The organism is Streptomyces sp. CRN 30 (genome assembly GCF_034105845.1).
Genome location: NZ_JAVRHI010000159.1, coordinates 76,102 through 98,750 on the forward strand (window position 1 = coordinate 76,102; position 22,649 = coordinate 98,750).

A 22,649-nucleotide genomic window follows, 5' to 3' on the forward strand; every position below is an offset into this window, starting at 1 on the left:
GTCAGCTCTTGCCGAACGGCACGCCGGTCGTCGTGTGGGTCAGGAGCCGGTTGCGGCCGTGCTTGTCCTCCCCCGACACCAGCACGCACCCGAAGTCGTCCAGCGAGATGCGTCCGCCGTACTCGTGGATCTCGTCGAGCCCCGGGTAGACGTGCACCGACGCGGGGACGTAGCGGCCGGCGAACCCCATCCGCATCTCCTGCGTCCGGCCGGCGTGTCCGTGCGAGGCGTGCATCAGCGTCGACCAGAACACGATGAACTGTCCGGCCCGCATCTCCATGGACACGGCCTTGCTCTCGTCCGGCGACCAGTCCGGGTCGATCTGCAGCTGGCGGTAGTCGTAGCCGAAGAAGCCGCGGGTCACGCCGTTCTTGACCCTGTTGTTGTTGGCCTCCGGGTCGTAGTGCATGCCGAGGGTCTCGTCGTAGAACATCTGGCGGTGTGTGCCCGGGATGAACTGGAGGCAGGCGGTCTCGGTGCTCGCCTCGGTGAAGGCGGTCCACACCGTGATGGTGCCGCCGTACTCGCGGTCCTCGTCCCAGACGATCTGCGGCTCGCCGCCCGCGTTGGCGAAGGTGTCCGCCTGGTGCCAGTCGGTGCCCTCGTCGCCGGGGTACTTCGGGAAGAACTCCGAGCGCCAGCAGATGACGTCGTTGCCGAGGATGCTCGCCACCCGGTGCACGATCTCCGGCCGGGCGATGTGCTCGGCCAGGAAGGCGTTGTCGAGGTGGCGGTCGTAGTTGGAGATGTTGGTGCCCTGCGAGATCGCCTCGGTGTCCTGGTAGACGGCGTTGCTGCGGTCGAGCAGTTGCAGCCGCTGCCGGCGCCAGTGCTCGGCCATCTCCTCGGGTTCGTAGAGGGTGAACGGCCCGGCGTAGCCGTTGCGCTGGAAGTCGGCCAGCTCGGTGGGCGTGAGGCTGAACTTGTTCATGACATCAACTCCCGTTTCCCGGAGGCGAACCGCTCGCCGACGTGATCGACGTAGAGGTCGAGCGACAGGCCGTCCGCGAAGGCGCCCAGGTCGACTTCCACGGCGAGCTGCTTCTTGGTCTCCTGCATGATCCGGATGAGGTCGAGCGACGTGCCGCCGCCTTCGAAGAAGTCCGTGTGCGGGGAGGTGACCGGCCGGCCCAGGACCTGCTCCCAGATGGCCCGCACCCTCAGGGCGTGGTCGTCGGCCGGGTCCGGCTCCGGTGTCCTCGCCTGTGCGAGGTAGGCCGCCCGCAGCGCGTCGTGGTCGGTCTTGCCGTTGTGGTTGCGCGGGTGTTCCGCGAGCAGGACGCACTGGGCCGGGCAGGCGTAGGCCGGCAGGGCCGCGCGGACGCGGGACAGTGCCTCCTCCCGCAGCCCAGGGGTGGCGCCGTGCCGGGTCAGGGCGAACAGCACGAGGTGGGCCTCGCCGTCGGGGGGCGTCACCTTCAGTACGACGGAGCCGGACAGCTCCGGGTGCTCGTCCGCGACGGCTTCGATCTCGCGCGGGTCGATCCGGTAGCCGTGCAGTTTGATCTGGGTGTCCGCGCGGCCGGCGAAGAAGTACTCCGTGCCGTCGTAGGTGACGCCGAGGTCGCCGGTGCGGTAGGTCGCCCCGTGCGGGCCGGAGCGGGTGAACCGGGCGGCGGTGAGTTCCGGGTCGTTGAGGTAGCCGGCGGCGACACCCGGGCCGCTGACGTGGATCTCCCCGATCTCCCCGGGCGCGACGGGCCGGCCGTCGGCGTCGAGCAGGCGCAGGGTCAGGTCGGGGATCGGGACACCGATGGGCGAGTGCTCGGACGCGGCGAGCACGTCCGGGGTGAGCGGCCGGTAGGTGACGTGCACGGTCGTCTCGGTGATGCCGTACATGTTCACCAGCCGCGGGCGGGACGCGCCGCGCCGGGCGAGCCACGCCGCGGCGGCCTCGTGGTCGAGTGCCTCGCCGCCGAGGACGACGTGGCGCAGGGCGAGGTCCCCGCCGAGGCGCTCGTCCGCGGCGTCGAAGGCGCGGAACGCGGTCGGTGTCTGGCTGAGCACCGTGACGCCCCGGTCCGCGACGAGCCGGTGGAAGCGCTCGGGTGCGCGGGTGGTCGCGGCGGGCACCACGACGGCCTTGCCGCCGTACAGCAGGGCGCCCCAGAGTTCCCACACCGAGAAGTCGAAGGCGATCGAGTGGAACAGGGTCCACACGTCGTCCTCGCGGAACCCGAACCAGTCCTCCGTCTCGCGGAACAGCCGGTCGACGTTCCCGTGCGCGACGACGACGCCGTGCGGCTTCCCGGTGGTCCCGGAGGTGTAGATGACGTAGGCGGGCGCGTCGGCGGAGACCGGCACCGGCTTCGGCGGGGTGTCACCCGGGTCGTCCGCGAGGGAGCCGCGCTCGTACGGTACGACCGTGAGCCCGTCCCGGCCGTCGAAGGTGCCGGCGAGCCCGGGGGCGGCGACGACCCACCGGACGCGGCTGTGCTCGACGATGTGGCGGACGCGGGGCGCGGGGTGGTCCGCGTCGACGGGCAGGTAGGCCGCGCCGGCCTTGAGGATGCCGAGGACGGCGACGACCACGTCGATCCCCCGGGGGAAGGACAGGCCGATCACTTCGCCGGGGCCGACGCCCCGGGCGCCGAGGTGGGCGGCGAGCCGGTCGGACAGGCGGTCGAGTTCCCCGTAGGTCAGGCTCTCGTCGCCGCTCTCGACCGCGGTCCGCGCGGGCGTCTGCTCCGCCCGGCGGCGGAAGACCTCGTGGAGTCCGCCCCGGAATGCTGGTGTGCCGTTCGCGATGGTTGCCATCTGTTCCTTCACCGCCGAGGGGTACCGGTCACGTGTCGTCCGCCGTGCGCGTGTGGAGCGTTCCGTCGTTCCAGATGTGGCGTACCTCGCCCCATTCCGCGACGCTGCGCACGTCGGGGAAGAACCCGGTGCCGAGGTCGTTGGCGCTGGTGTTGCACAGGACCGGCACGCCGCTGAGCCGCTCGTAGTGCTTGAGCAGTTCGTGGACCCGCGGGTTCTCCCGCTCGTGGACGGTCTGCAGGCGTGCCGTGCCGTCGAGGTGGCAGACGGCGGGCAGCCGCTCCACCGCCTCGGGGCGCACCCGGTGGTCGTAGAGCATGTACGGGTCCGGGGTGCCGGGGTCGAAGAACCGCGGCGCGTCCTCCTCGGCGCAGATCGGCGCGACCGGCCGGTAGGACTCGCGGCGCTTGATCCGGTTGAGCAGGGTCTTCATCTCCGGTGACGTCGGCGCGGCCATGATGCTGCGGTTGCCCAGGGCGCGCGGGCCGAGTTCGGCGCGGCCGCCGAGCACGATGACGGGCTGCTGCGACTCGTGGAGGAGGGTGGCCAGTTCGGCCAGGGTGCAGTCGCGCGCGGTCCAGCCGTCCGCGTCCCAGGCGGTGTCGCGGACCGCGGGGCCGCTGTAGACGTTCCAGTCGATCGACTCGTAGCCGTGTTTGGCGACCAGTTCGCTGCACACGGTGCCGACGGCGCTGCCCGCGTCGTTGGGGAAGGGCGGGATCCACAGTTCCGTCAGGCCGCACGCGCGCCGGATCGCGCTGTTCCATTTGATGTTGAGGGCGCATCCGCCGGCGTAGCAGAGGGCGCGCGGCCCCTTGTCCAGTTCGTCGAGCCGGGCGGAGAGCGTGCGGACCAGTACCTCTTCCAGGAAGCAGTGGAACGTGGTGAGGATGTCCTCGTCGCCGAATCCGCTGGCCTTGGCGCGGAAGACCAGTTTCAGCAGCAGTGCCCGTTCGAAGGTGAGCATCTCGTCGTGGGTCGTGACCGGCCCGTTCTTCGCGACGAGTTTCTCGAAGATCGCGTGGAAGTTCGCCAGCAGCGTCGGCTGTCTGCGGCCCTTGGCTATGTAGGCCATATATTTTCCGGCGAGCGAGAGATCGTTCGGCCGATATTTCTTGTAGGGCTCGAAGTTCACGGCGAAGTACGTGTAGATGAACCCGCTCATCGGGAAGAGGTGGCCGAGGCACTCCAGTTTTCCGCCGCGATCGTAATGGAAGAGCTGGGGGAAGGACATGCCGTCCCACGAGAGCACGTACGACGGGTCGCCGCGCCGGGCCATCGGGCTGCTGCAGTAGGCCGAGAAGATGTGCCCGGTGATGTGGTGGTAGCTCGTGTACTCGCGGTCGAAGTAGGAGCTGAACGCGGCTTTGTTCGCCAGCGGATTGGAGCGGACGTCGTAGAGGTGGCCGTACTCGGCGACCTCGAAGGGTACCTGCTCCCCGCCGAGCGTCACCGCGAAGGGCGTGGTGTGCCAGCCGTCGACGACGAGCCCGTCGACCTCGCCCCAGTCGTAGCCGACGTCGCCGAGGAGGGCGGCCAGCTCGCTCCGGGTCAGCCGGAATTCCGAGTAACGGGGGTTGTTGTCGATCTTTTCCATCTCATGACAGCAGACCAGGTGATTGTCCTCGAAGAGGGCGACACCGCCGTCATGGCTCAGCTTGATGCCGACAGAAATGATTTTTTGATTACGCATGGCCCCATTTTTCATTGTCCCATGCTTCGCGGTCGGAGCCCGATGCTACCTACGGCATTGCGACCGTTCAAGGGAGTCCAAGTCGTTGAACTACACTGCTCCGTCATGCGGAAAACACGCCTCGACTTAGCTCGAATACAAGCGGCCCGTCAAGCGATCGACCCACTTTTCCTGGACTCCCCGCTCTACCCGTGTACCGGTCTGGGGGAGGATCTCGGGTGCTCGGTGAGCCTGAAGCTGGAGACCGTGAACCCGGTGCGCAGCTTCAAGGCGCGCGGCACCGAGATCATCGCGAGCCGGCTGGCCGCGAGCGGCCGGAAGGCCGTGGTGTGTGCCAGCGCGGGCAATCTGGGCCAGGCCCTGGCGTGGTCCGGGCGGAACCGGGGGCTCGATGTCACCGTGGTGGCGTCCCGCTCCGCGCCCGCGGTCAAGCTGGAGCGCATCCGCGCGCTCGGCGCCGAACTGGTCCTGGTCGACGGGGACTACGACGTGGCCTGTGAGCGGGCGGCGGCCATCGCGCGGGAGCGGGGTGTGCGGCGCGTCGAGGACAGTGTGGACGTCGAGACCTGCGACGGTGCGGCGACCATCGGCCTGGAACTGGCCGCCGACACCTCACGGTTCGACACCGTGCTGGTCGCCCTGGGCACCGGGGCGCTGGCCGGCGGGGTCGGTTTCGCGGTGAAGTCGCTGGCCACGCAGGTGGAGGTGGTGTGCGTGCAGCCGCAGGGCGCTCCGGCCATGACGCGGTCGTGGCACGCGCGGCGCGTGATCACCACCGAGTCGACCGACACCATCGCCGACGGGGTCGCGGGCCGGGTGCCGAACCCGGACGCGCTGGCGGACCTCCTCGTCGTCGCCGACGACGCCGTCCTGGTGGAGGAGTCGTCGATCGTCGAGGGGATGCGGCTGCTCCTCGACCACGCGGGGCTCGTCGTCGAACCGTCGGCGGCGCTGGGCATCGCGGCGCTCCTGGAGGACCGCGACCGCTTCGCGGGCAGACGGGTGGCGACCGTGGTGTGCGGCAGCAACGTCGACATGGACGCCTATCACCGGTGGGTCGGCACGAGACCGGCACCGGTGCCGGCGGCTGCCGGCGGGCCGGAACGGGCGGGGTAGGCGGTGCCGGGGCCGTGCTGCGGGCAGGACAGACACCGCCCCGCGCCGGCGGCGTGCGCCTCCGGCACGTCCCGGGGCCGTCCGGCTCTACCGCTTCGCCCCGGTCCCGGTCCCGGCCTCGGCCGGCTTCTCCGCCTCGGGTGTCCTCCCGCGTACGGTCCGGGTCACGAGCGCGGTGAGGACACCGGCGAGCAGGCCCCAGAAGGCGGAGCCGATGCCGAGCAGCGTGACGCCGGAGGCGGTCGCCAGGAAGGTGACCGCGGCCGACTCCCGCCAGCGCTCGTCCGCGAGCGCCGAGGTGAGGGAGGTGATGATGGTGTTCAGCAGTCCCAGGCCGGCGATCCCCGCGATCAGGGACGCGGGCAGCGAGGTGAGCAGCGCGGCGATGGTGCCGCCGAAGAGACCGAGGCAGAGGTAGAACACCCCGGCCCACAGGGCCGCGATGTACCGCCGGTCGCGGTCCTCCAGCGCCTGGCTGCCGGTGCAGATCGCCGCGGTGATGGCCGCGAGGTTGAGGCCGAAGCAGCCGAACGGGGCGAGCAGCAGGTTGGCCGCCCCGGTCCAGCCGACCAGCGGGGAGACGGGCACCTGGTAGCCGTCGTTGCGCAGGACCGCCACTCCGGCGAGGTTCTGCGAGGCCATGGTCACCACGAACAGCGGCAGCCCGGCGCTGACGATCACCTTCCAGGAGAAGTCGGGCGCGGTGAAGACCGGTGAGGCGGTCGCGAGGTCCACGTCCCCGAGGTGCACCGAACCCGCCAGGGAAGCGGCGACGGCCCCCGTGACCAGCGCGGCCAGCACCGCGTACCGGGGCAGCCAGCGGCGGCACAGCAGGTACACCGCGAACATGGGGAAGACCGTGCCGAAGCTCTCGCGCATCGCGCCGAACAGCCCGGTGCCGAAACCGACGAGGATGCCGGCGAGCAGACCCGACGCCAGGGACATCGGGATGCGGTCCATGACGCGGGCGAACCAGCCCGTGACCCCGCTGACGGTGATGAGCGCCGCGGACACCAGGAACGCGCCGACGGCCTCGGCCATGGTGGCGCCGAGCAGGCCGGTGGCCAGGACGGCCGCGCCCGGTGTGGACCAGGCCGTGACCACGGGGGTGCGATACCGTAGGGACAGTCCTATGCAGGTCGCGCCCATGCCGATGCCCAACGCGAGCATCCAGGAGGCCAGTTCGCCGGCGGACGCACCGGCGGCCTTGGCCGCGGTGAACACGATGGCCGCGGAGCTGGCGGAGCCCACCGACACCGCGATGAGGCCGGCGGCGACGGCCGAGGGGGGAGCTGCGTGCCGCGCTAAGTGGGACAGCGACTTCATGAGTCCGTGATCATACCCGAGCGGACAGTGACCTCTCTCCGGTGCCTCCGCCTCCGCGAGCCCGCCTCACGTTAGGGATGCCGAGCATGACCGATCAGTCGCTCTATCTCCGCGGTCTCGCCTACACGGTGGGGGACGCCGTGCCCCTCACCGAGATCGAGGAGGGCGATCCGGAGCAGGTGCAGCTCTTCACCAGACTGGGCCTGCGCCACTACCGGAAGAGTCCGCTGAGCCTGCCCGAGCTGTGCGGCCGCGCGGTCGGCGAGACGATGCGGACGAGCGGTACGGCGCCGTCCGGCATCGGCGCGGTGCTGCTCGCGCCGACGGTCGAATCCATCCACGCGGTGGGGCTCGACTACCCCGAGGTGGCGCGGATCCTCGGTGACCACGGTCTGGTCGACGCCAAGCTGTACGGGGTCACCCTCTCCAAGTGCTCCAATCTGTCGGCCGCCCTGGAGCTGGGGTCGAGCCTGCTGCGGGCCAACGACTACGCGGAGGTGCTGATCGTCGTGGGCGACAAGTGCGCCCGGGACCGCGACCGTTTCATGGACTCGGCCGAGTCCGTCCTCAGCGACGGGGCCCTGTCGTTCGTCCTGTCGAAGACCGGCGGCGACTACGAGTTGCGGCATCTGGCGACCAGCAGCGACCTGTCCCATCTCACGCGGACCTTCGACGTCCTGGCCTTCGTCGACAACTCGGTCAAGAACCTGGGCAGACTGTGGCGGGCCATCCCCGCGGAGCTGCCGCGGGAGAAGATGGAGAAGGTCTTCTGCGGCAACTACAACATGCTGGTGCAGCGTGCCCTCATGCGGGAGCTGGGCACCGGCCGGGAGAAGTTCCACCTCGACAACCTCGGGCGGCTCGGGCACGTGTTCTCCTGCGATGTGCTGATCAACCTGGTCGACTACGAGGCCGCGACGCCCGCCGCGCCCGGTGCGGTCTTCACCTGTCTGACGGTGGGGTACTTCCGCTGGGGCTGCTTCGTCCTGCGGAAGTGCTGAGAACCGGCCGGGCGGGGCGCGTCACAGCTCGGTGTCGGCGATGACCTCGCGCATGATCTCGCTGGCGCCGCCCGCGATCGTGTCCAGGCGGGTGTCCCGGAAGAGCCGGGCGACCGGCGCCTCGGCCAGGTAGCCGTGCCCGCCGAACAGCTGGAGGCACTGCCCGGCCGCGTCCGCGGCCAGTTCGGTGGCGCGGAGCTTCGCCATCGCGCTCTCGGACATCGCCGTCCTGCCCCGGCTGTGCAGCCACGCCGCGTGGTAGGTGAGCTGACGGGCCGCCTCGGTGTGGCTCATCAGCTCGGCCAGGCGGTGCCGTACCACCTGGTGCGCGGCGAGCGGCTTGCCGAAGGCCCGGCGCCGGGAGGTGTACCGCCGGGCCAGTTCCAGCGCGCGGTCGGCCTCGCCGAGGGCGAGGAGCGCGGCGGCGACGCGTTCGAGCTGGAACGCCTTCATGATCGTCATGAAGGCGGCGTTCTTCCGGCCGAGGAGCCGGTCCCCCGCCACCCTGACGTCCTCGAAGCGGACGGTCGCGGTGTCGGAGCAGTGCCACCCGAGCTTCTCGACGGGGGTCCGCGTCACCCCCGGCGCCTCGGCGTCGATGACGAGGAGGGAGAGGGTGCCGGAGCCGGTGGCCTGCGCCGGTCCGTCGGCCGTGCGGACCGCGGTGACCAGGTAGTCGGCGGTCATTCCGTTGGTGACGAACGCCTTGGTGCCGTCGACGGCAAACCCGTCGCCGACGGTCCGTGCCGCGCAGCCGATGCCCGACACGTCGGAGCCGGCCTCCGGTTCGGTGATCGCCAGCGCGGCGATCCGGTCGCCCGCGACGGCGGGCCGGAGGAACCGCTGCTTCTGGGCCGGGTCGCCCACCAGGTGCAGGTAGGTGGTCGCCATGTAGCTGTGGACGGACACCGCGCCGCGGAACCCGCCGCTGCCCAGCCGTCCCAACTCCTCCAGATAGGCCACGGAGTGGAAGAACGGCAGGCCGCGTCCCCCGTACTCCTCGGGGTAGTGCAGTCCCAGCAGCCCTTCCCCGGCGAGCAGTTTCCAGACCGCGCGCGGGATGCGGCGTTCGGTCTCCCACGTGTCCAGGTGGGGCACGACGTGCTCGTGGAGGAACCGGCGGGTCCGGGCGCGGAACGCCGCCGCCTCGGGAGAGAAGTAGATCGAGTCCACGCTCACACCCTCGTCCTGGTGCCGTACAGGAAACTCCGCGCGTTCGCTTCGAACAGTGCGGTCCGCAGTGTCGGTGTCAGCCGTCGGCGCATCTCCTCGATCCTGTCCCCGAGGCTGCCGGAGAAGTCGAAGAGCGGGGCGTCGGAGCCGAAGAGGACCTGGTCGGGGACTTTGGCGCAGGCGTCCAGCATCCGGTCCAGATCGGGGGCGGAGAGCTGGTGGAACGACGAGATGTCCGCGTAGAGGTTGGCGGGGTGGCGCTGGAGCAGTTGGACCGTGCCGTCGAGGTCCCAGATCATGCCGTGGGCCAGTGCGACGCGCAGGTCCGGGAAGCGCCGGAGGACCTCCTGGAGGCTGTCCGGGTAGCGCCGCGGGCGGCCGAGCACGGGCAGGGAAGGTCCCGAGTGGGTCAGTACGGGGACGTTGTTGTCGTTGCAGTGCCGCCAGAGCGGCAGCAGCCGTTCGTCGTCCAGTTCGAAGCCGCAGGGCGGGTAGAGCTTGACGCCCTCGCACTCCGGCTCGGCCGTCCACCGTCTGACGAGGTCGAGGCCCCGCTCGCCGCGGGCGGGGTCGAAGCCGGCGAAGAAGGTCAGGCGTCCCCCGGACGCGCCGGCCACCGCGGCGTGGTGCTCGTGGATCTCCTCGACGGTCAGCGGGGGTTCGCCGAGAGCCGGGCCGAAGTCGGCTATGAGCAGCACCGACTTGGCGATGCCGTGGGCGGTCATCCGGGACAGCAGCCGTCTGCCGTCGCGGTCCCGAAGGTAGAGGGAGAGGGCGCGCCCGACCCGGCTGTCGTCGCCGATCGACGCGCCGATGCCCGCGACGAACCCCGGTGAGAGGCAGCGCGCGTCGGCCAGATGGACGTGGACGTCGATCACGTCTGTCCCTCTCCGGGACCGGGGCGGGGCACCCGGGGGCCCGCGGTCACCGCGCGGTGCCGCGGTACAGCGTGGGGAAGATGTCGGGGTCGCTGTAGTCGGGGAGCCCCTTCTCCGTCGTCCGGCAGATGAGGTCGTGGGAATGGAGGAAGACCGGTTTCGCGGAGCTGAGGAAGTTCAGGTCGCGGTAGCGGTTCTCGCCGTCCTGGAGGTGCACCGACAGGGCCCGGCGCGGCGCGTCGGAGACGTTGGGGTAGCTGCCGTGGATCGTGTAGCAGTCGTGGAAGCTGACCTGGCCGCAGCGTAGTTGCAGCGGTACCTCGACCAGCTCGTCGCCCTCGCTGTTGATCAGCTCGGACTTGATGTAGTCCTGGTTCCGCTCGTCGAACGTGACCAGGGCGTGGTTGTTCCGCCACCGGTGGCTGCCCTTGATCACGACCAGACAGCCGTTCCGTGTGGAGCAGTCGTGCAACGGTATCCACGCCGTGATCATCCGGTCCGACCTGCATGTCGGCCAGTAGCGCTTGTCCTGGTGGAACCCGGTGACCCCCTCGTTCTCGCCGGGGCCGCTCGCCGGCGCCTTGTAGATGAGCTGGTCCTTCCAGGCCCTGATCTCCGTGGCACCGGTCAGCGCGGCGGCGATCGAGGAGATCACCGGATGCCGGGCCAGGGCGCGGAGCGCGAGGCTGTGGAAGGAGGCGTAGCCGTCGGCGCGGCTGCGGGTGCGGTCGGTGAAGGGGACGCCGAAGTGGGGGTCCACGGCCGGATCGTCGCTCCACGCGAAGCGCTCGTCGTACTCGCCGCGGTAGAGCCGCTCGCTGCCCTCCACCGCCGCGGCCAGCAGGTCGTCGCTGAAAATCCTCCCGGAGACGTAGTAGCCGTCGCGCCGGTAGCCGGCGATGTCCTCGGCCGACGGCAGCAGGGCGTGGACGTCGGGTTCGCTGTCGGTCATGAGCCGGCCCCCTTCACAGGTTCCGCAACCGCTCCACCAGGGCGACGAGGTCGCCCACGGTGGTGATCTCGGCGAGGTCGATGTGTTCGGCGACCTCGTCGAGTTCCTTGCCGATGATGTCCTCCAGGCTCAGCAGCAGGTTGATGTACTTCATCGAGTCCATGCCCAGCGACTTCAGCGGCGTGGACGGGGACAGGTCGTCCCGGCGGTCCGCCACGTCCTCGCCGACCATCGCGACCAGTACCCGGAACACTTCATCGAACAATGTCATTGGAGTCGACATCGGCTCTTCCCACTCGGCGTTTGGCGAGACGGATGACTGGCGCGGCGCATGTCTTTCCGAGTTCGCGCGGTACGGAATTTATGCGGAGGTGCGGGTGGTAAAGGAGGTGCGTGTGTTGCGATTGGGGCAGGTGGTACGAGAGAAAGAGAAACGAGAGAAAGGGGAACGGAAGGAGAGTCAAGAGGTGCGAGAGCAGAGCGGCGGATTCCGGCGCTCAGCCCTCGTCCCAGTTCTGCTCGCGCTGTTCGAGGTCGACGGCGAGCTGGTGCCACGCCGCGCCGACGACGCGGGCGAGGTTGGCGACCGTCGTGGTGCAGTGCGAGGGGACGCCGGTGGCCAGCAGGGCGCGCTCGTCGGTGCTGAGCAGCCGGGCGTCGAAGAGCCGCAGCAGGAAGCGGCCGGTGTCGGTGTAGCGCAGCGAGGGGTCGACGCGCAGACGGTGCAGCTCCGACTCCCAGTCGACGGCGGACCGGGGCGCGGGCGCCTCGGCCGCGGGTTTCTTCCGCTTCTTGTGGTGGCCGTCGCGGAGTTTGGCGGGGACGGGGTCCCGGCCGTCGCGCACCCGGTCCCGGACGTCCAACGCGGTGGAGGGGGAGATACCGGCCGCCGCGGCGACCTGCCGCAACGGCATGTCGGGGTTCTCCCGCAGGAGTTCGCCCGCGCGGACGCGCCCTTCGGCGCTGCGGCCGGCGGGGCGGCGCCGGCCGTCCCGGCCCAGCCGCGTGTTCGACTGCGCAGAATCGTCGGTCGAACACGCGCGGAGGGTGCGGACGGTGCCCGGGGAGAGCCCGGCGACCGCCGCTATCTTCCGGTCGGACCAGTGGGGATGAGAGCCCAGGATGCGGGTGGCGGCCGCGCTGCGGTCGGCCAGGGAGAGCGGCAGGCCGTGTTCGACATTGTGCTGCACGGCCAGCACGAACGGGTCCTCGGCGCTGTCGTCGAAGCGGACGCGCACGGTGTCGATACCGCGCATGCGCAGGGCGAGCAGCCGGTGCCGGCCGTCGATGATCCGCATCGTCGCGCGGTGCACGACCACCGGGGGCAGCAGTTCCTCGTCGACCTCGGCGAGGGCGCGGACGTGGTCGAGGTCCTCCCCGTCGAGCCGCGGCGAGTCGGCGAGGAGCAGGGTCCTGATCGGGAGCCGTAACGGTTCCGGTTCGTCGGGGGTTTCGTCCCGGAGGCCGGCGGGTCGTACCGGCTCCGCGGCGCCTGCCGGGGCGACGTCCACCAAGGAATCGTGCCGCCGGTCGGAAATGTGCAGCAAACTTTCCCCCTCGATTCAAACGGTCTTTCGTCCGCCGGGCACAGCGCGGGGACTCCCCGGTCAAGGTCGGTCAATCGATTGCTGGCAACACCTCGGCATCCTAAGGAGGCCCTTTGGTGCTGTCGACCCGCCGACACGTGTAAAACACGGCGGCGCCGCGTCGGTCACCATTGACACTCGCACGCGTATCCGGCGAGGATTCCACGGAGTGTCAAGGCCCTGTGCCGGGGCCCGTATCGGCTTCCGCTTGGCCTTCCCGCGAGGAGTCACCGCAGTGGCAGTCCAGGACGAACTCCCGGAGACCGCCGAGGTCGCCGTGGTCGACCCGTTCTCGCTGTACCGCATCGCCGTGGGGCACACGGCGGACGGCCGGGCCCTGGGCGAGGCGACGCGCGCCGGGGCTGTCCGTCTCGTCACACCGGCCGTGGCCTTCGCCGTCGCCTGTGCCATGCGCACCTGCTGGGACGAGCTGTGCGACCGGGACCACAGGGACGGCACCGGTGTGCCGGTCCGCAGGTTCCAGGAGCTGGGCGGGACCGAGGTCGTCGGTCTCTCCCCCGCGGAGACGCTCTCGGCCGGCCGGCTCTACGCCGCGTCCCTGGACCGCCGTGTCGAGGGCGCCGAGGTGCTGGCGGCCTGCCACGCGGCGGTGCTCGCCACGGCGCTCAAGTCGCCCCTCGTCTCGGTGGCACGGGCGGCGTACTGCTACTCGGCCCTGCGGCAGGCGGGAGTCCACCTCCGCATCGACCTCGTCTAGACGGGAGGCCCTGTGTCGGCCTGGTCCGGGACGCCAGGTCCCGTGTCGGCCTGGTCCGGGACACCAGGCTCCGTCTGGGCCTGGTGCGGTAGGGGAAACCCGTCCGCCGCACCCGACCGCGGGGCCGCGGGGCCGCGGGACGGCCGTCCGGCCCGGACCGTGAGGGGTGCGCCGCGGGTCGCGGCGGAGGACGGGCCGGTCTCCAGCAGCAGTTCGCCCGGCTCCACCCCCGGGGTGAGGTCGCGCGTGACGGAGGCGAGGGTCTCCGCGTCGACAGCGAACACGGCCGTACCGCTCTCCCCCGGCCCGAGCCGGAGCCGGGTGAAGCCGCGCAGTTCCCGCGTCCGCGGCCAGGACGAGCCGCCCGACGTCCGCCGGACGTACAGCTGCACGGTCTCCCGCACCGGCCGGTCCCCCGTGTTCGCGACGGTGACCGTGCAGGTCAGCGTGGGATCGTCGGACGTGACCGACGTACGGGAGAGCACCGGCGCGCCGTACTCGACCGTCGTGTACGACAGCCCGTGGCCGAACGGGTACCGGGCGGTGGCGGGTTGGTCGACGTACCCCCGGTACCCGTGGTCCTTGCCGTTGTAGTACACGGGCAGGTGCGCCGCCGAGCGGGGCACCGACACCGGCAGGCGGCCCTCCGGCTCCGCGTGGCCGAAGAGCACGTCGGCGACGGCGCGGCCGCCCCACGGTCCCGGGTACCAGGCGCTGAGCACGGCCCCCGCGGTCCGGGAGAGGTCCGGCAGGGCGTGCGGGCGGCCCTGGACGAGGACCACGGCGACGGGTGTGCCGGTGGCGGCCACGGCGTCCAGGAGCGCCCGTTGGCCCGCCGGGAGCGCCAGGTCCGCCAGGTCGACGCCCTCGCCGCAGGTCATGCCGGGCGGCGCCGAGCCGCCGACCACGGCCGCGCCGTTGTCGGCGAACGCGGTGGCGCCGTCGCGGGCGCTGGAGCCACCCAGCACCAGGACGGCCACGTCCGCCGCGGCGGCCAGGGCGACCGCTTCGGGGAGCGCGGAACGGTCGTCGCCGGTCAGCGCGGAGCCGGTGCCGTGGGTGACCTCGACGCCCGCCGGGGCGGCGGCCCGGATGCCGGCCAGGACGGTGACGCCGGTTCCCGGTCGCTGGGGCGCGGTGTAGTCGCCGATCTGGTGCGGTACGGAGTCGGCGGTGGGGCCCAGCACGGCGATCCGCCGGACGGCCGGACCGAGCGGCAGAGTCTGGCCGTCGTGCGCGAGGAGGGTGACGCAGGCCCGCGCGGTCCGCTCGCTCACCTCCCGCGCGGACACACCCGTCCGGCGTCGCGGCGTGTACGGGTGCTCGAAGAGGCCCAGGCGGAACTTGAGGGTGAGGACGCGGGCGACCGCGGTGTCCAGCGCGGCCTCGGACACCAGGCCCCGGGTGACGGCCTCGGCGAGCCGGGGGAAACAGCCGTCCCACAGGCTCAGGTCGCAGCCCGCCGCGAGCGCCATGGCACCGGCGGCGACCGGGTCCCCGGCGAGGCGTACCAGCCGGTCGACGGCCGCGCCGTCCGCCATGACGATCCCGTCGTAGCCCCACCGCTCGCGCAGCAGCCCGGTGAGCAGGGCGTGGCTGGCGACGCAGGGCAGGCCGTCCAGCTCGTTGTACGCGGCCATCACGCCCGCCGCGCCGGCCCGGACGCCCGCGTGTGCCGCCGCGAGGTGGATCTCGTGGAGTTCGCGGGGCCCGAGTTCGGTGGCGGCGCTGTTGCGGCCGCCGACCGTGGCACCCTGTCCGGCGAAGTGCTTGAGGACGACCGCGGCCCCCGCCCGGTCCATGCCGCGCACCAGGGCCTCGGTGAACCGGGCGGCGAGGTGGGGGTCCTCGCCGTAGCACTCCTCGGCCCGGCCCCAGCGCGGGTCGCGGACCAGGTCGAGGGCGGAGACGAGCGCGACGTGGCCGCCGCGGGCGCGCAGTTCGGCGCCGGCCGCCTCGGCCGCGGCCTCGTGGAGGGCGGGGTCCCAGGTGGCGCCGACGGCGAGGTTCACCGGCAGGACGGTGCCGTCGAGGGCCTGGTGGCCGTGGGGCACCTCCTCGACGAGAAGCACCGGGATGCCCAGCCGGGTGTTCTCCACGACGTGGCGCTGCACGGTGTCGGCGACGCGGGCGCCGTCGGCCGCCGTGATGCCGTCGGCGAAGCCCACGCCCGACCAGGGGTCGGCGCGCTGGAGTCCGTAGAGGGCGCCCATGCCGTCGTACGCGGCGACCTCGGTGCGGAAGGTGTCGGTGAGCCGGTGGCCGTCGGGGGTCCGCTCGTAGGCGTCCCAGCCGTACAGCCGCTGGTTGACCTGGCCGACCTTCTCCGTCAGGGTCATCCGGCCGAGGAGGTCCCGGACCCGGTCCTCGACCGGCGCGTGCGGGTCGCGGTAGCGGGGCGGGGTCATGTCAGCTCCAGGACCGCGACGCCGTACGGGGCGAGCCGCACGTCCGCGCTCCGTTCGCCGGTGAGCACGTCGCGCAGGCCGCCGGAGCTGCGCGGGCGCACCGTCAGCTCCTCGGCGGACTGGCTCACCAGCCATACGAAACGCCGTCCGTCCTCGTGCTCGAGGAGGTCGGCGCCGACGTACGGGCTGTCGACGGTGACCGGGCGCTCGGCCCCGGCGACGTCGGCGAGCGCGGCGTACAGGCGGTGGGTCTGCTCGGGGTTGACGTGGGCGGTGCGGGCGGCCATGTACTCCAGCGGGTATGTCGCGAGGACGGTGCGGCCCGCGCCGGTGTCGTGGACGAGCAGGGCGGGGCGGCCGTGGGCGTCCACGGCGGCCACGCGGGCGCCGGCCGGGACGACGGGGAGGTAGGCGCGGCTGTCCTCGTTGCCCGCCACCGGGAAGGTGAGGGTCTCCCCCGCCGTGAGCGGTCCGAAGTCCTCGGTGAACGTCATCTCCAGGACGTCGTCGGTGACGGGCTCGGCGACCCCGTAGGACGACTGGAGTTCGACGCCGAAGAGGCCGTCGAGGTCGTCGAACCAGGGGCCGCGGGTGCCGGGGTGCTCGCCGGAGCAGAACGACAGGTAGACCGTCGCGCCCTCGTGCGCGCGGCGGGCCAGCGCCCGGCGGGTGCGGGTGGTGAGCTGCCGGGTGGCGGGGAGCAGGTACAGCCTCGCGTCGCCGGGGAGGCCGTCGGCCTCGCGGAGCAGTCCGGCGGGCAGGTCGGCGGCGCGGGCGGCGACGTACGCCTGGTGCAGCGAGGTGAAGATCAGCGGACGGTCGGCGGGCCTGCTGTAGGGGTAGCCGCGCTCCAGGAACGCGGGGACGACCAGGGCGGCGTCGGTGTCGGCGCGGCGGCAGCGGGCGAAGTCGACGGCCTTCAGCACGTCGGCGAAGGCGGCGAGTTCGTGGAGCGGCGCCTTGGGCGCGCCCTGGCTGTCGGTGATGCCGAAGTGCATCTCGAAGGGGTGGTGGTCGTAGGGCGAGCGGTCCCACAGGTCGTCGTAGTCGGTGTTGTTCCACGCGATCCAGCCGGTGGCGCCGCCGAGCAGGGAGGTGTGCAGGGTCTGCCGGTAGTAGACGGCGGCGTTGGCGGCGGAGACGGTGTCGGTGGAGAGGCCGAACTCCTCCAGGATCACGGGCTGTCCGGTCACCGACGCCAGTTCGCACTCGAAGGCGGCGCGGTGGTGCTGGCGGGGCCGGTCGGTGTCGGAGCGGTAGACGTGCGGGCCGACGAAGTCGACGTACTCGGCGGTGTCGCGGAGCGAGAAGCCGTTGTCGCGGCCGGTCACCTCGATGCCCCAGGCGCCGTCGCCGAGGGAGACGGGCTGGGTGCCGCCGGCGGCCCGTACGGCGTTGCACATGGCCTGCGCCCAGGCGGTGACGACGTCGGAGGAGGGCGGGTTCTCCTGGTGGATCCGGCCGTAGCCCGGCATCTCGTTGGTGATGAGCCAGCCGGTGACGGCGGGGTGGTCCTTGAAGCGGCGGGTCATCCGCGACGCGAACCACGCCTGCCGGCCGACCATCCACACGTCCTCGTACAGGTCCCGGCCGCCGCGCCAGACGGGGTCCCAGTTCTCCCCTGACATGTGGCCGACGATGAAGGTGGGGACGGTGCCCATGCCCGCCTCGGTGTGGGCGTCGAGGAAGTCCGCGAACCGTTCGCACATCGTCTCGTCGATCCGGTACGGCTCGGGGTGGAAGTCGGGCCAGTAGAAGAAGGAGCGCGTCATGGTCAGGCCGTGTTCGCGCAGCACGCCGAGTTCCTCGCGGACCGTCTTCGGGTCGTAGTCGCGCCACATCAGGGGGCCGCCGGTGCGGGACCAGAAGTTGGCGCCGAGCCAGGGAGTCACGGCGGCGTCGTGGGTCAGGTGGGCGCTGTGGCGTCGCATGGTCCTTCTCGGGTCGTTCGGGTACGGGGGGCTCATACGGGTGCGGGGCGGGGTCAGGCGGGTGCGGGTCCGGTGGACTCGCGGACGACCAGGCGGGGCCGGTCGTCGAGGTGCTCGGCTCGCACGTCCTCGCCGCAGCGGGCGAGCAGCACGCACGCGGCGGCGGCGCCGACCCGCTGCACCTGCTGGTCGACGGTGGTCAGCCGCGGGTGGAGCCAGCGGCCGAGCGGCAGGTTGTCGTAGCCGACGACGGAGAGGTCGTCGGGGACGCGCAGACCGGCGCGCTGGGCCGCGCCCATGCCGCACACGGCCATGGAGTCGTTGGCGTAGACGATGGCCGTGGGGCGGTCGGCCACGGCGAGCAGCGCCTCGGTCGCGGCGACGGCGGAGGTCTCCGAGAAGTCGGTGTGCAGCACGGCGACCGGCCGTGCACCGGCCTCGCGCAGGGCCGCCGCGAAGGCGCCGAGGCGCAGCCGGGTGTGCTGGAGTTCCTCGGGTCCGGCGACGTAGGCGACGCGCCGGTGGCCGTGGTCCAGGAGGTGGGTGACGGCCTCCTGGACGCCGGCGCCCTGTCCGCCGAGGCCGACGCTCGGGACGGCCGCCGTGCTGTCGGGGGCGCCGAGCAGCACCGCGGGCAGGCCGAGGCGGGTCAGCAGCGCGGGCCGGGGGTCGTCGGCGCGGGCGTCGGTGAGGACGGCGCCGTCGACCCGGCCCTCGGCGGCGAGCCGTTCGTAGAGGACGTTCTCCTCCTGGTCCCCGGCGACCAGGTGGAGCAGCAGCCCGTAGCCGCGCGGGGCGAGTTCGCCTTCTATGCCGGTGATGAGTTCGCTGAAGTGGGGGTCGGCGCCGAGGACGTCGGTGGGCCGCCGGACGACCAGGGCGAGGGTGCGGGTGCGGGCGCTGCGCAGGGCGGCGGCGGGGGCGCTCGGGGACCAGCCGAGTTCGAGGGCGGTGTCCAGGATGCGGCGGCGGGTGGTGGCGGAGAGCCGTCCCTTGTCGTTGAACGCCTGGGAGACGGCGGCGGTGGACACCCCGGCCGCCGCCGCGACGGCCTTGATGGTCGGGCGTCTGACGGACTTCACGTGCCGGTCGGCGGGGGTGCTCACATCTTCACCGCCCCGCTGACGAGGGCCTGCTGCATGCGCCGCTGGAGCACGGTGTAGACGACCCACACCGGTACGAGGGTGAGGACCGTGCCGGCCGTGAGGACGCCGTAGTCGGTGCCGGTGATCGACTTCAGGGTGGGCAGGGCGACCTGGACGGTGCGCTGGGCCGGGTCGGGGCCGACGATGACGAGGGAGTACAGGTACTCGTTCCAGAAGGTGAGGAAGTTCAGCAGCAGCACGGTGGCGATGCCGGGTGTGCACATCGGGACGTAGACGTGGCGCAGGACCGCGAAGGTGGAGGCGCCGTCGATGCGGGCGGCCTCCTCCATCTCCTTGGGGACGGTCCGCATGAACTGCACCAGGATCACCACGGACAGCGGCATGGCGGTCGCCGGCAGGAACAGCACCATGAAGGTACGGGTGTGGAAGAGACCGGTCGCCGCGGCCAGCAGGAACGTCGGGAAGAGCGCCGCGAAGGTCGGGATGAGGAACCCGAGCGAGAAGACCTTCTCCACGGCCGAGGCGAGGCGGCCGGAGGAGCGGGCCAGCGCGAACGCCGCGGGCAGCGCCAGCGCCAGGGTGAGGACGAGCGAGAGGACCGTCACCAGGGTGGAGTTGACGACGGCGAGGCCCAGGTCGGCGCTGTCGAAGGCGGTGCGGAAGTTGCCGAACCCGAAGGAGGCGGGCAGGGCGAAGGGGTGGGCGAAGATTTCGTCGTTCGTCTTGAACGCGGAGGCGAGGAAGTAGTACAGCGGCACGATCAGCAGGACCGCGTAGGACCACACCAGGATGTGCGCGGGCAGCCAGCGTTTGGAGAGCTTCATGGTGAGCGGCTCCGTTCAGTGGTTCTGGCGGAACACGCGGCGGATGGTGAGGAGTCCGGCGAGTCCGGCGAGGAAGAGGAGGACGCCGACGGTCTGGCTGTAGCCGAGGTCGGCGGCGATGAACGCCTTCTGGTAGACGAGGAAGGACAGGGTGGTGGAGGAGGTGCCGGGGCCGCCCTGGGTGAGCAGCAGCACGTGCTGCGCGGAGCCGAAGAGCGTCCACAGGAACTGGAGCATCGTCACGACGCCCACGTAGTCGCGGATGACGGGAAAGTGGACGCGCCACATCGTGCGCCAGTGTCCGGCGCCGTCGAGCTGGGCGGCCTCGCCGAGTTCGTCGGGGACGCTGCCGAGGCGGGCGGCGAAGAGGACGGCGGTGAAGCCGATGCCGGCCCAGATGTCGAGGGCGATCAGGCAGGCCAGCGCGGTGGACGGCGAGGCGAGCCAGGCGTCGGTGAGCGAGCCGAGGCCGGCGGACTCCAGGGCGCCGTTGGCCAGTCCGTCCGGGGAGAGGGCCGCGTAGAACACCATGGCCTTCGCCGGGGTGGAGATCAGGCCCGGGATGAAGAGCAGGTAGCGGACGACGCGGTGGCCGGGCGGTTTCTGCGCGACGTAGTAACCGAGCATGTAGGCGCACACGATCATGACCGGCAGGGCGACGGCGAGCTGGACGGCGGTGTTGCGCACGGCGTCCCAGAAGACCGGGTCGTCGAGGACGGTGCGGACGTTGCCGAGGCCGGCGAAGGAGACCGGTTGCAGCATGCCGGGCCAGTGCAGGGCGGCGACCACGAAGATCGCGATCATCGGGCCGACCATGAAGACCAGGTACCAGACCAGGGCCGGGACGGCGAGGACGGTGCCGCCCTGCCGGGGCCGGCGCCCGGCGGTGGGGGCCGGCGGTCCGGGACGGCGGACCGTGGTGTCGCCCGGTGCGGGCGTCAGCGTCGTCATGCTCTGACTCCGAAGGACTGTGGGGAACGGGGACCGGGGACCGGGAACTGAGGGCCGGGGCGGGTTCGCGAGGGGAGGTACGCGGGCTCGCGCGGAGAGGTACGCGGGTTCACGCGGAGCGGTACGCGGCTTCGAGGGCGGCGCGCACCTTCGCGGCGCTCGTCCCCCGGGTGAAGGACGTGCTGGTCGCGGTGGTGAGCGGCTGGGTCGCCGTGGGCGGGACGTACACGTCGGGCAGCAGGACCTGGCTGACGTCGCTCCCGAGTCGCTGCGCGGCGGCGACCAGCGGGAAGTCCGTGCTGACCGTGTCGGAGCGCAGGGCCATGTCGCGGCCGCTCTCCCGGATGAACCGGGACACGGTGTCGGGACGGTACATGAAGCGCAGGAACTTCTCGACGGCGTCGATCTTCTTCGTGCCGTTGGGGCTGATCCAGAAACCGATGAGGGTGTACGTGCGCAGGATGGTGGGGTGGTCGTGGACGGCGCCCTCGGCGAGCGGCCAGCCGCCCACCTCCGTGTGGCGTGCGACGTCCTCGGGGACCTTCGCGAGCGCCGAGGACATCGCCGACTGGATCGCGGCGGCCCCGGTGTTGTACTGGGTGGTCATCGAGTCGGAGGTGAGGCCCTGCGCCTTGTCGACGAAGACCCCGGCGTCGCGCAGCGCGACGAAGTACTCGATCCCCTCCTTCGCGCCCCTGCTGCCGCTGAAGTCGCCGGTGGTGTAGACGTGCCGGGCCTCGTCCTCGGTGAGGAAGGTCTGGATGATCTGGGCGAGGAGTTTCTGCCCGGTCCAGTCGTTGCCGCCGGTGGTGACGGGGCCGATGCCCTTGGCGCGCAGCTTGCGGGCGGCGGCGATCAGCTCGTCGCCGGTGGCCGGTACCTCCTCGACGCCCGCCTTGTCGAGCAGCGATCTGTTGTACGCCACGGGCCAGTTGGTGGCGAAGTAGGGGAAGGCCCGCAGCCGGCCCTTCGCGTCGGTCCAGGCGTCCAGGGCCACCGGCAGGACCCGCTCGCGCAGTCCCCAGTCGTCCAGGTACCCCTTGACGTCGACGGTGGCGCCGACGTCGGTCCAGGCGAGGGTCTTGTCGTAGAGGTTGACCATGACGACGTCGGCTTCCTTGCGGGCCAGCCGGGAGGTCTCGTAGACCTGCGCCAGGTCGTCGCCGTTGATGAGGTTCCTGACCTTCAGGCCGGGGTTCCGGCGACGGAAGCGGTCGAGGGCGGCCAGGTAGGCGGGCGATCCCGGCGCGGTGGTGCCGAGCTGGCTGTGGACGACGAGCGTGTCGGGATCGGAGTCCACCGCCGCCAGCGCGGAGCAGCCGGTCAGAGCGGGCAGGGCGGTCGCGGCGGCGAGGCCGGAACCGGTGGCGAGGAAGCCGCGCCGGGTCAGCGGTGAGCGCACAGGGGTGTGCCTCCAACCATGCGGTTAACGAGTGGTTAATCGATGTACCTGCGAGGGTGCGAGGACTTTAGGAGGGGTTGCGCCCGGGGTCAATACCCGCCGGCCGGCCGGATCGTACGGGGTTCAGGGACGGGATTCAGGGACGTGGCTCGTCGGGCTCGGCCCAGTCGGAGCGGGTGTGCAGGAGGTGGTGGCGGACGATCTCCTCCAGCCGCTCGGCGTCTCCCGCGGCGACCGCGTCCAGCATGTCGTGGTGCTCGTGGGCGGAGTGGTCCAGCATCCCGTGCCGGGCCAGGGCGTCCAGGCCGTACAGGCGGGTCCGGTCACGCAGGGACAGGACGGTGTCGACCAGCCGCCGGTTGCCGCCGAGCCGCAGCAGGCCGGCGTGGAAGCGCCGGTCCGCGTCGAGGAAGGCGACGACGTCACCCGTCGCGGCGGCCGCCTTGATCTCGTCGGCCACCGTGCGCAGGGCGGCCAGGTCCTCGGCGGTGGCGCGTTCCGCGGCCCGCAGGGTGCCGGGCACCTCCAGCAGGAGGCGCATCTCGTAGATCTCGTCCAGGTCGTGCTCGCTCATCGGCACGACGCGGTAGCCGCGGTTGCGGACGGGCTCCATCAGACCCTCGTTGACCAGGGTGAGCATGGCCTCGCGGACCGGGCTGCTGGAGACGCCGAGGCGGGCCGCGAGGGCCGCGGCCGAGTAGATGTCACCGGGGCGGATCTCGCCGGAGACCAGCGACTGGCGGACCAGATCGAGGACCTGGTCGCGCAGGCTGGTGCGCTGGAGGGAGCCGGCTGACAGGTTCTGCGCCATCGGTGCTCTCGACCGC

General features: G+C 71.7%; 19 protein-coding genes. 3 read left to right on the forward strand and 16 right to left on the reverse strand.

Translation table 11 applies throughout. The features are described 5' to 3' along the window. Position 1: 1 nt before the first annotated feature. The 3 genes from UW392_RS15780 to UW392_RS15790 are packed head-to-tail and all read right to left on the reverse strand — an operon-like array spanning position 2 to position 4,450. Positions 2-931, reverse strand: coding sequence for a chlorinating enzyme (locus tag UW392_RS15780; RefSeq protein WP_320775626.1), 930 nt, complete (start codon positions 929-931; stop codon positions 2-4). Next, entirely contained in the window at positions 928-2,757 is a 1,830-nt protein-coding gene (locus UW392_RS15785; RefSeq protein ID WP_320775627.1) for a non-ribosomal peptide synthetase, read from the reverse strand. The genes UW392_RS15780 and UW392_RS15785 overlap by 4 nt, the downstream gene beginning before the upstream one ends. A 28-nt stretch (positions 2,758-2,785) precedes the next feature. Then, positions 2,786-4,450 carry a carbamoyltransferase N-terminal domain-containing protein gene (locus UW392_RS15790; protein WP_320775628.1) on the reverse strand — a complete coding sequence of 555 codons (1,665 nt, stop codon included), beginning with the start codon at positions 4,448-4,450 and terminating at the stop codon, positions 2,786-2,788. Between the two features lie 105 nt (positions 4,451-4,555). Here UW392_RS15790 and UW392_RS15795 point away from each other — a divergent pair, with 105 nt between their 5' ends. Further along, a complete protein-coding gene (locus tag UW392_RS15795) occupies positions 4,556-5,566 on the forward strand; it encodes a threonine/serine dehydratase (RefSeq protein WP_320775629.1) in 1,011 nt (336 codons plus the stop codon). Between the two features lie 87 nt (positions 5,567-5,653). Here the strand turns inward: UW392_RS15795 and UW392_RS15800 are convergent, their stop codons facing one another. Beyond that, positions 5,654-6,817 carry a benzoate/H(+) symporter BenE family transporter gene (locus UW392_RS15800; RefSeq protein WP_414496208.1) on the reverse strand — a complete coding sequence of 388 codons (1,164 nt, stop codon included), beginning with the start codon at positions 6,815-6,817 and terminating at the stop codon, positions 5,654-5,656. A 161-nt stretch (positions 6,818-6,978) separates the two neighbouring features. Between UW392_RS15800 and UW392_RS15805 the strand changes: the two genes are divergently transcribed. Further along, positions 6,979-7,893 carry a hypothetical protein gene (locus tag UW392_RS15805; protein ID WP_320775631.1) on the forward strand — a complete coding sequence of 305 codons (915 nt, stop codon included), beginning with the start codon at positions 6,979-6,981 and terminating at the stop codon, positions 7,891-7,893. A gap of 21 nt (positions 7,894-7,914) precedes the next feature. Here the strand turns inward: UW392_RS15805 and UW392_RS15810 are convergent, their stop codons facing one another. From UW392_RS15810 to UW392_RS15830, 5 genes are all read right to left on the reverse strand, one after another. Next, entirely contained in the window at positions 7,915-9,072 is a 1,158-nt protein-coding gene (locus UW392_RS15810; RefSeq protein WP_320775632.1) for an acyl-CoA dehydrogenase family protein, read from the reverse strand. Next, on the reverse strand, positions 9,069-9,944 hold the full coding sequence (locus UW392_RS15815; RefSeq protein WP_320775633.1) for an amidohydrolase family protein: 876 nt from the start codon (positions 9,942-9,944) through the stop codon (positions 9,069-9,071). Before UW392_RS15815 ends, UW392_RS15810 begins: the two co-directional genes overlap by 4 nt. Positions 9,945-9,990: 46 nt before the next feature. Further along, a complete protein-coding gene (locus UW392_RS15820) occupies positions 9,991-10,896 on the reverse strand; it encodes a phytanoyl-CoA dioxygenase family protein (RefSeq protein ID WP_320775634.1) in 906 nt (301 codons plus the stop codon). A 13-nt stretch (positions 10,897-10,909) separates the two neighbouring features. Further along, entirely contained in the window at positions 10,910-11,167 is a 258-nt protein-coding gene (locus UW392_RS15825; protein ID WP_320775635.1) for an acyl carrier protein, read from the reverse strand. 226 nt (positions 11,168-11,393) lie between these two features. Then, positions 11,394-12,407 carry a ParB/RepB/Spo0J family partition protein gene (locus UW392_RS15830; RefSeq protein WP_320775636.1) on the reverse strand — a complete coding sequence of 338 codons (1,014 nt, stop codon included), beginning with the start codon at positions 12,405-12,407 and terminating at the stop codon, positions 11,394-11,396. 310 nt (positions 12,408-12,717) lie between these two features. On the opposite strand from UW392_RS15830, the gene UW392_RS15835 reads away from it, so the two are divergent. Continuing rightward, positions 12,718-13,200 carry a hypothetical protein gene (locus UW392_RS15835; protein WP_320775637.1) on the forward strand — a complete coding sequence of 161 codons (483 nt, stop codon included), beginning with the start codon at positions 12,718-12,720 and terminating at the stop codon, positions 13,198-13,200. Here the strand turns inward: UW392_RS15835 and UW392_RS15840 are convergent. The 7 genes from UW392_RS15840 to UW392_RS15870 all read right to left on the reverse strand — a co-directional run bounded on the left by UW392_RS15840 (position 13,197) and on the right by UW392_RS15870 (position 22,633). Next, complete coding sequence (locus tag UW392_RS15840; RefSeq protein ID WP_320775638.1) at positions 13,197-15,608, reverse strand: glycoside hydrolase family 3 N-terminal domain-containing protein; 2,412 nt, start codon at positions 15,606-15,608, stop codon at positions 13,197-13,199. The genes UW392_RS15835 and UW392_RS15840 overlap by 4 nt on opposite strands. Beyond that, positions 15,605-17,539: a cellulase family glycosylhydrolase gene (locus UW392_RS15845; protein ID WP_320775639.1), complete on the reverse strand. Its 1,935-nt coding sequence runs from the start codon at positions 17,537-17,539 to the stop codon at positions 15,605-15,607. Before UW392_RS15845 ends, UW392_RS15840 begins: the two co-directional genes overlap by 4 nt. A gap of 53 nt (positions 17,540-17,592) precedes the next feature. Beyond that, on the reverse strand, positions 17,593-18,645 hold the full coding sequence (locus UW392_RS15850; RefSeq protein WP_320775640.1) for a LacI family DNA-binding transcriptional regulator: 1,053 nt from the start codon (positions 18,643-18,645) through the stop codon (positions 17,593-17,595). Next, positions 18,642-19,469: a carbohydrate ABC transporter permease gene (locus UW392_RS15855; RefSeq protein WP_320775641.1), complete on the reverse strand. Its 828-nt coding sequence runs from the start codon at positions 19,467-19,469 to the stop codon at positions 18,642-18,644. Before UW392_RS15855 ends, UW392_RS15850 begins: the two co-directional genes overlap by 4 nt. Positions 19,470-19,484: 15 nt before the next feature. Further along, entirely contained in the window at positions 19,485-20,420 is a 936-nt protein-coding gene (locus UW392_RS15860; RefSeq protein WP_320775642.1) for a sugar ABC transporter permease, read from the reverse strand. Between the two features lie 109 nt (positions 20,421-20,529). Next, complete coding sequence (locus tag UW392_RS15865) at positions 20,530-21,822, reverse strand: ABC transporter substrate-binding protein (protein WP_320775643.1); 1,293 nt, start codon at positions 21,820-21,822, stop codon at positions 20,530-20,532. 136 nt (positions 21,823-21,958) lie between these two features. Continuing rightward, a complete protein-coding gene (locus tag UW392_RS15870; RefSeq protein WP_320775644.1) occupies positions 21,959-22,633 on the reverse strand; it encodes a GntR family transcriptional regulator in 675 nt (224 codons plus the stop codon). Positions 22,634-22,649 lie beyond the last annotated feature (16 nt).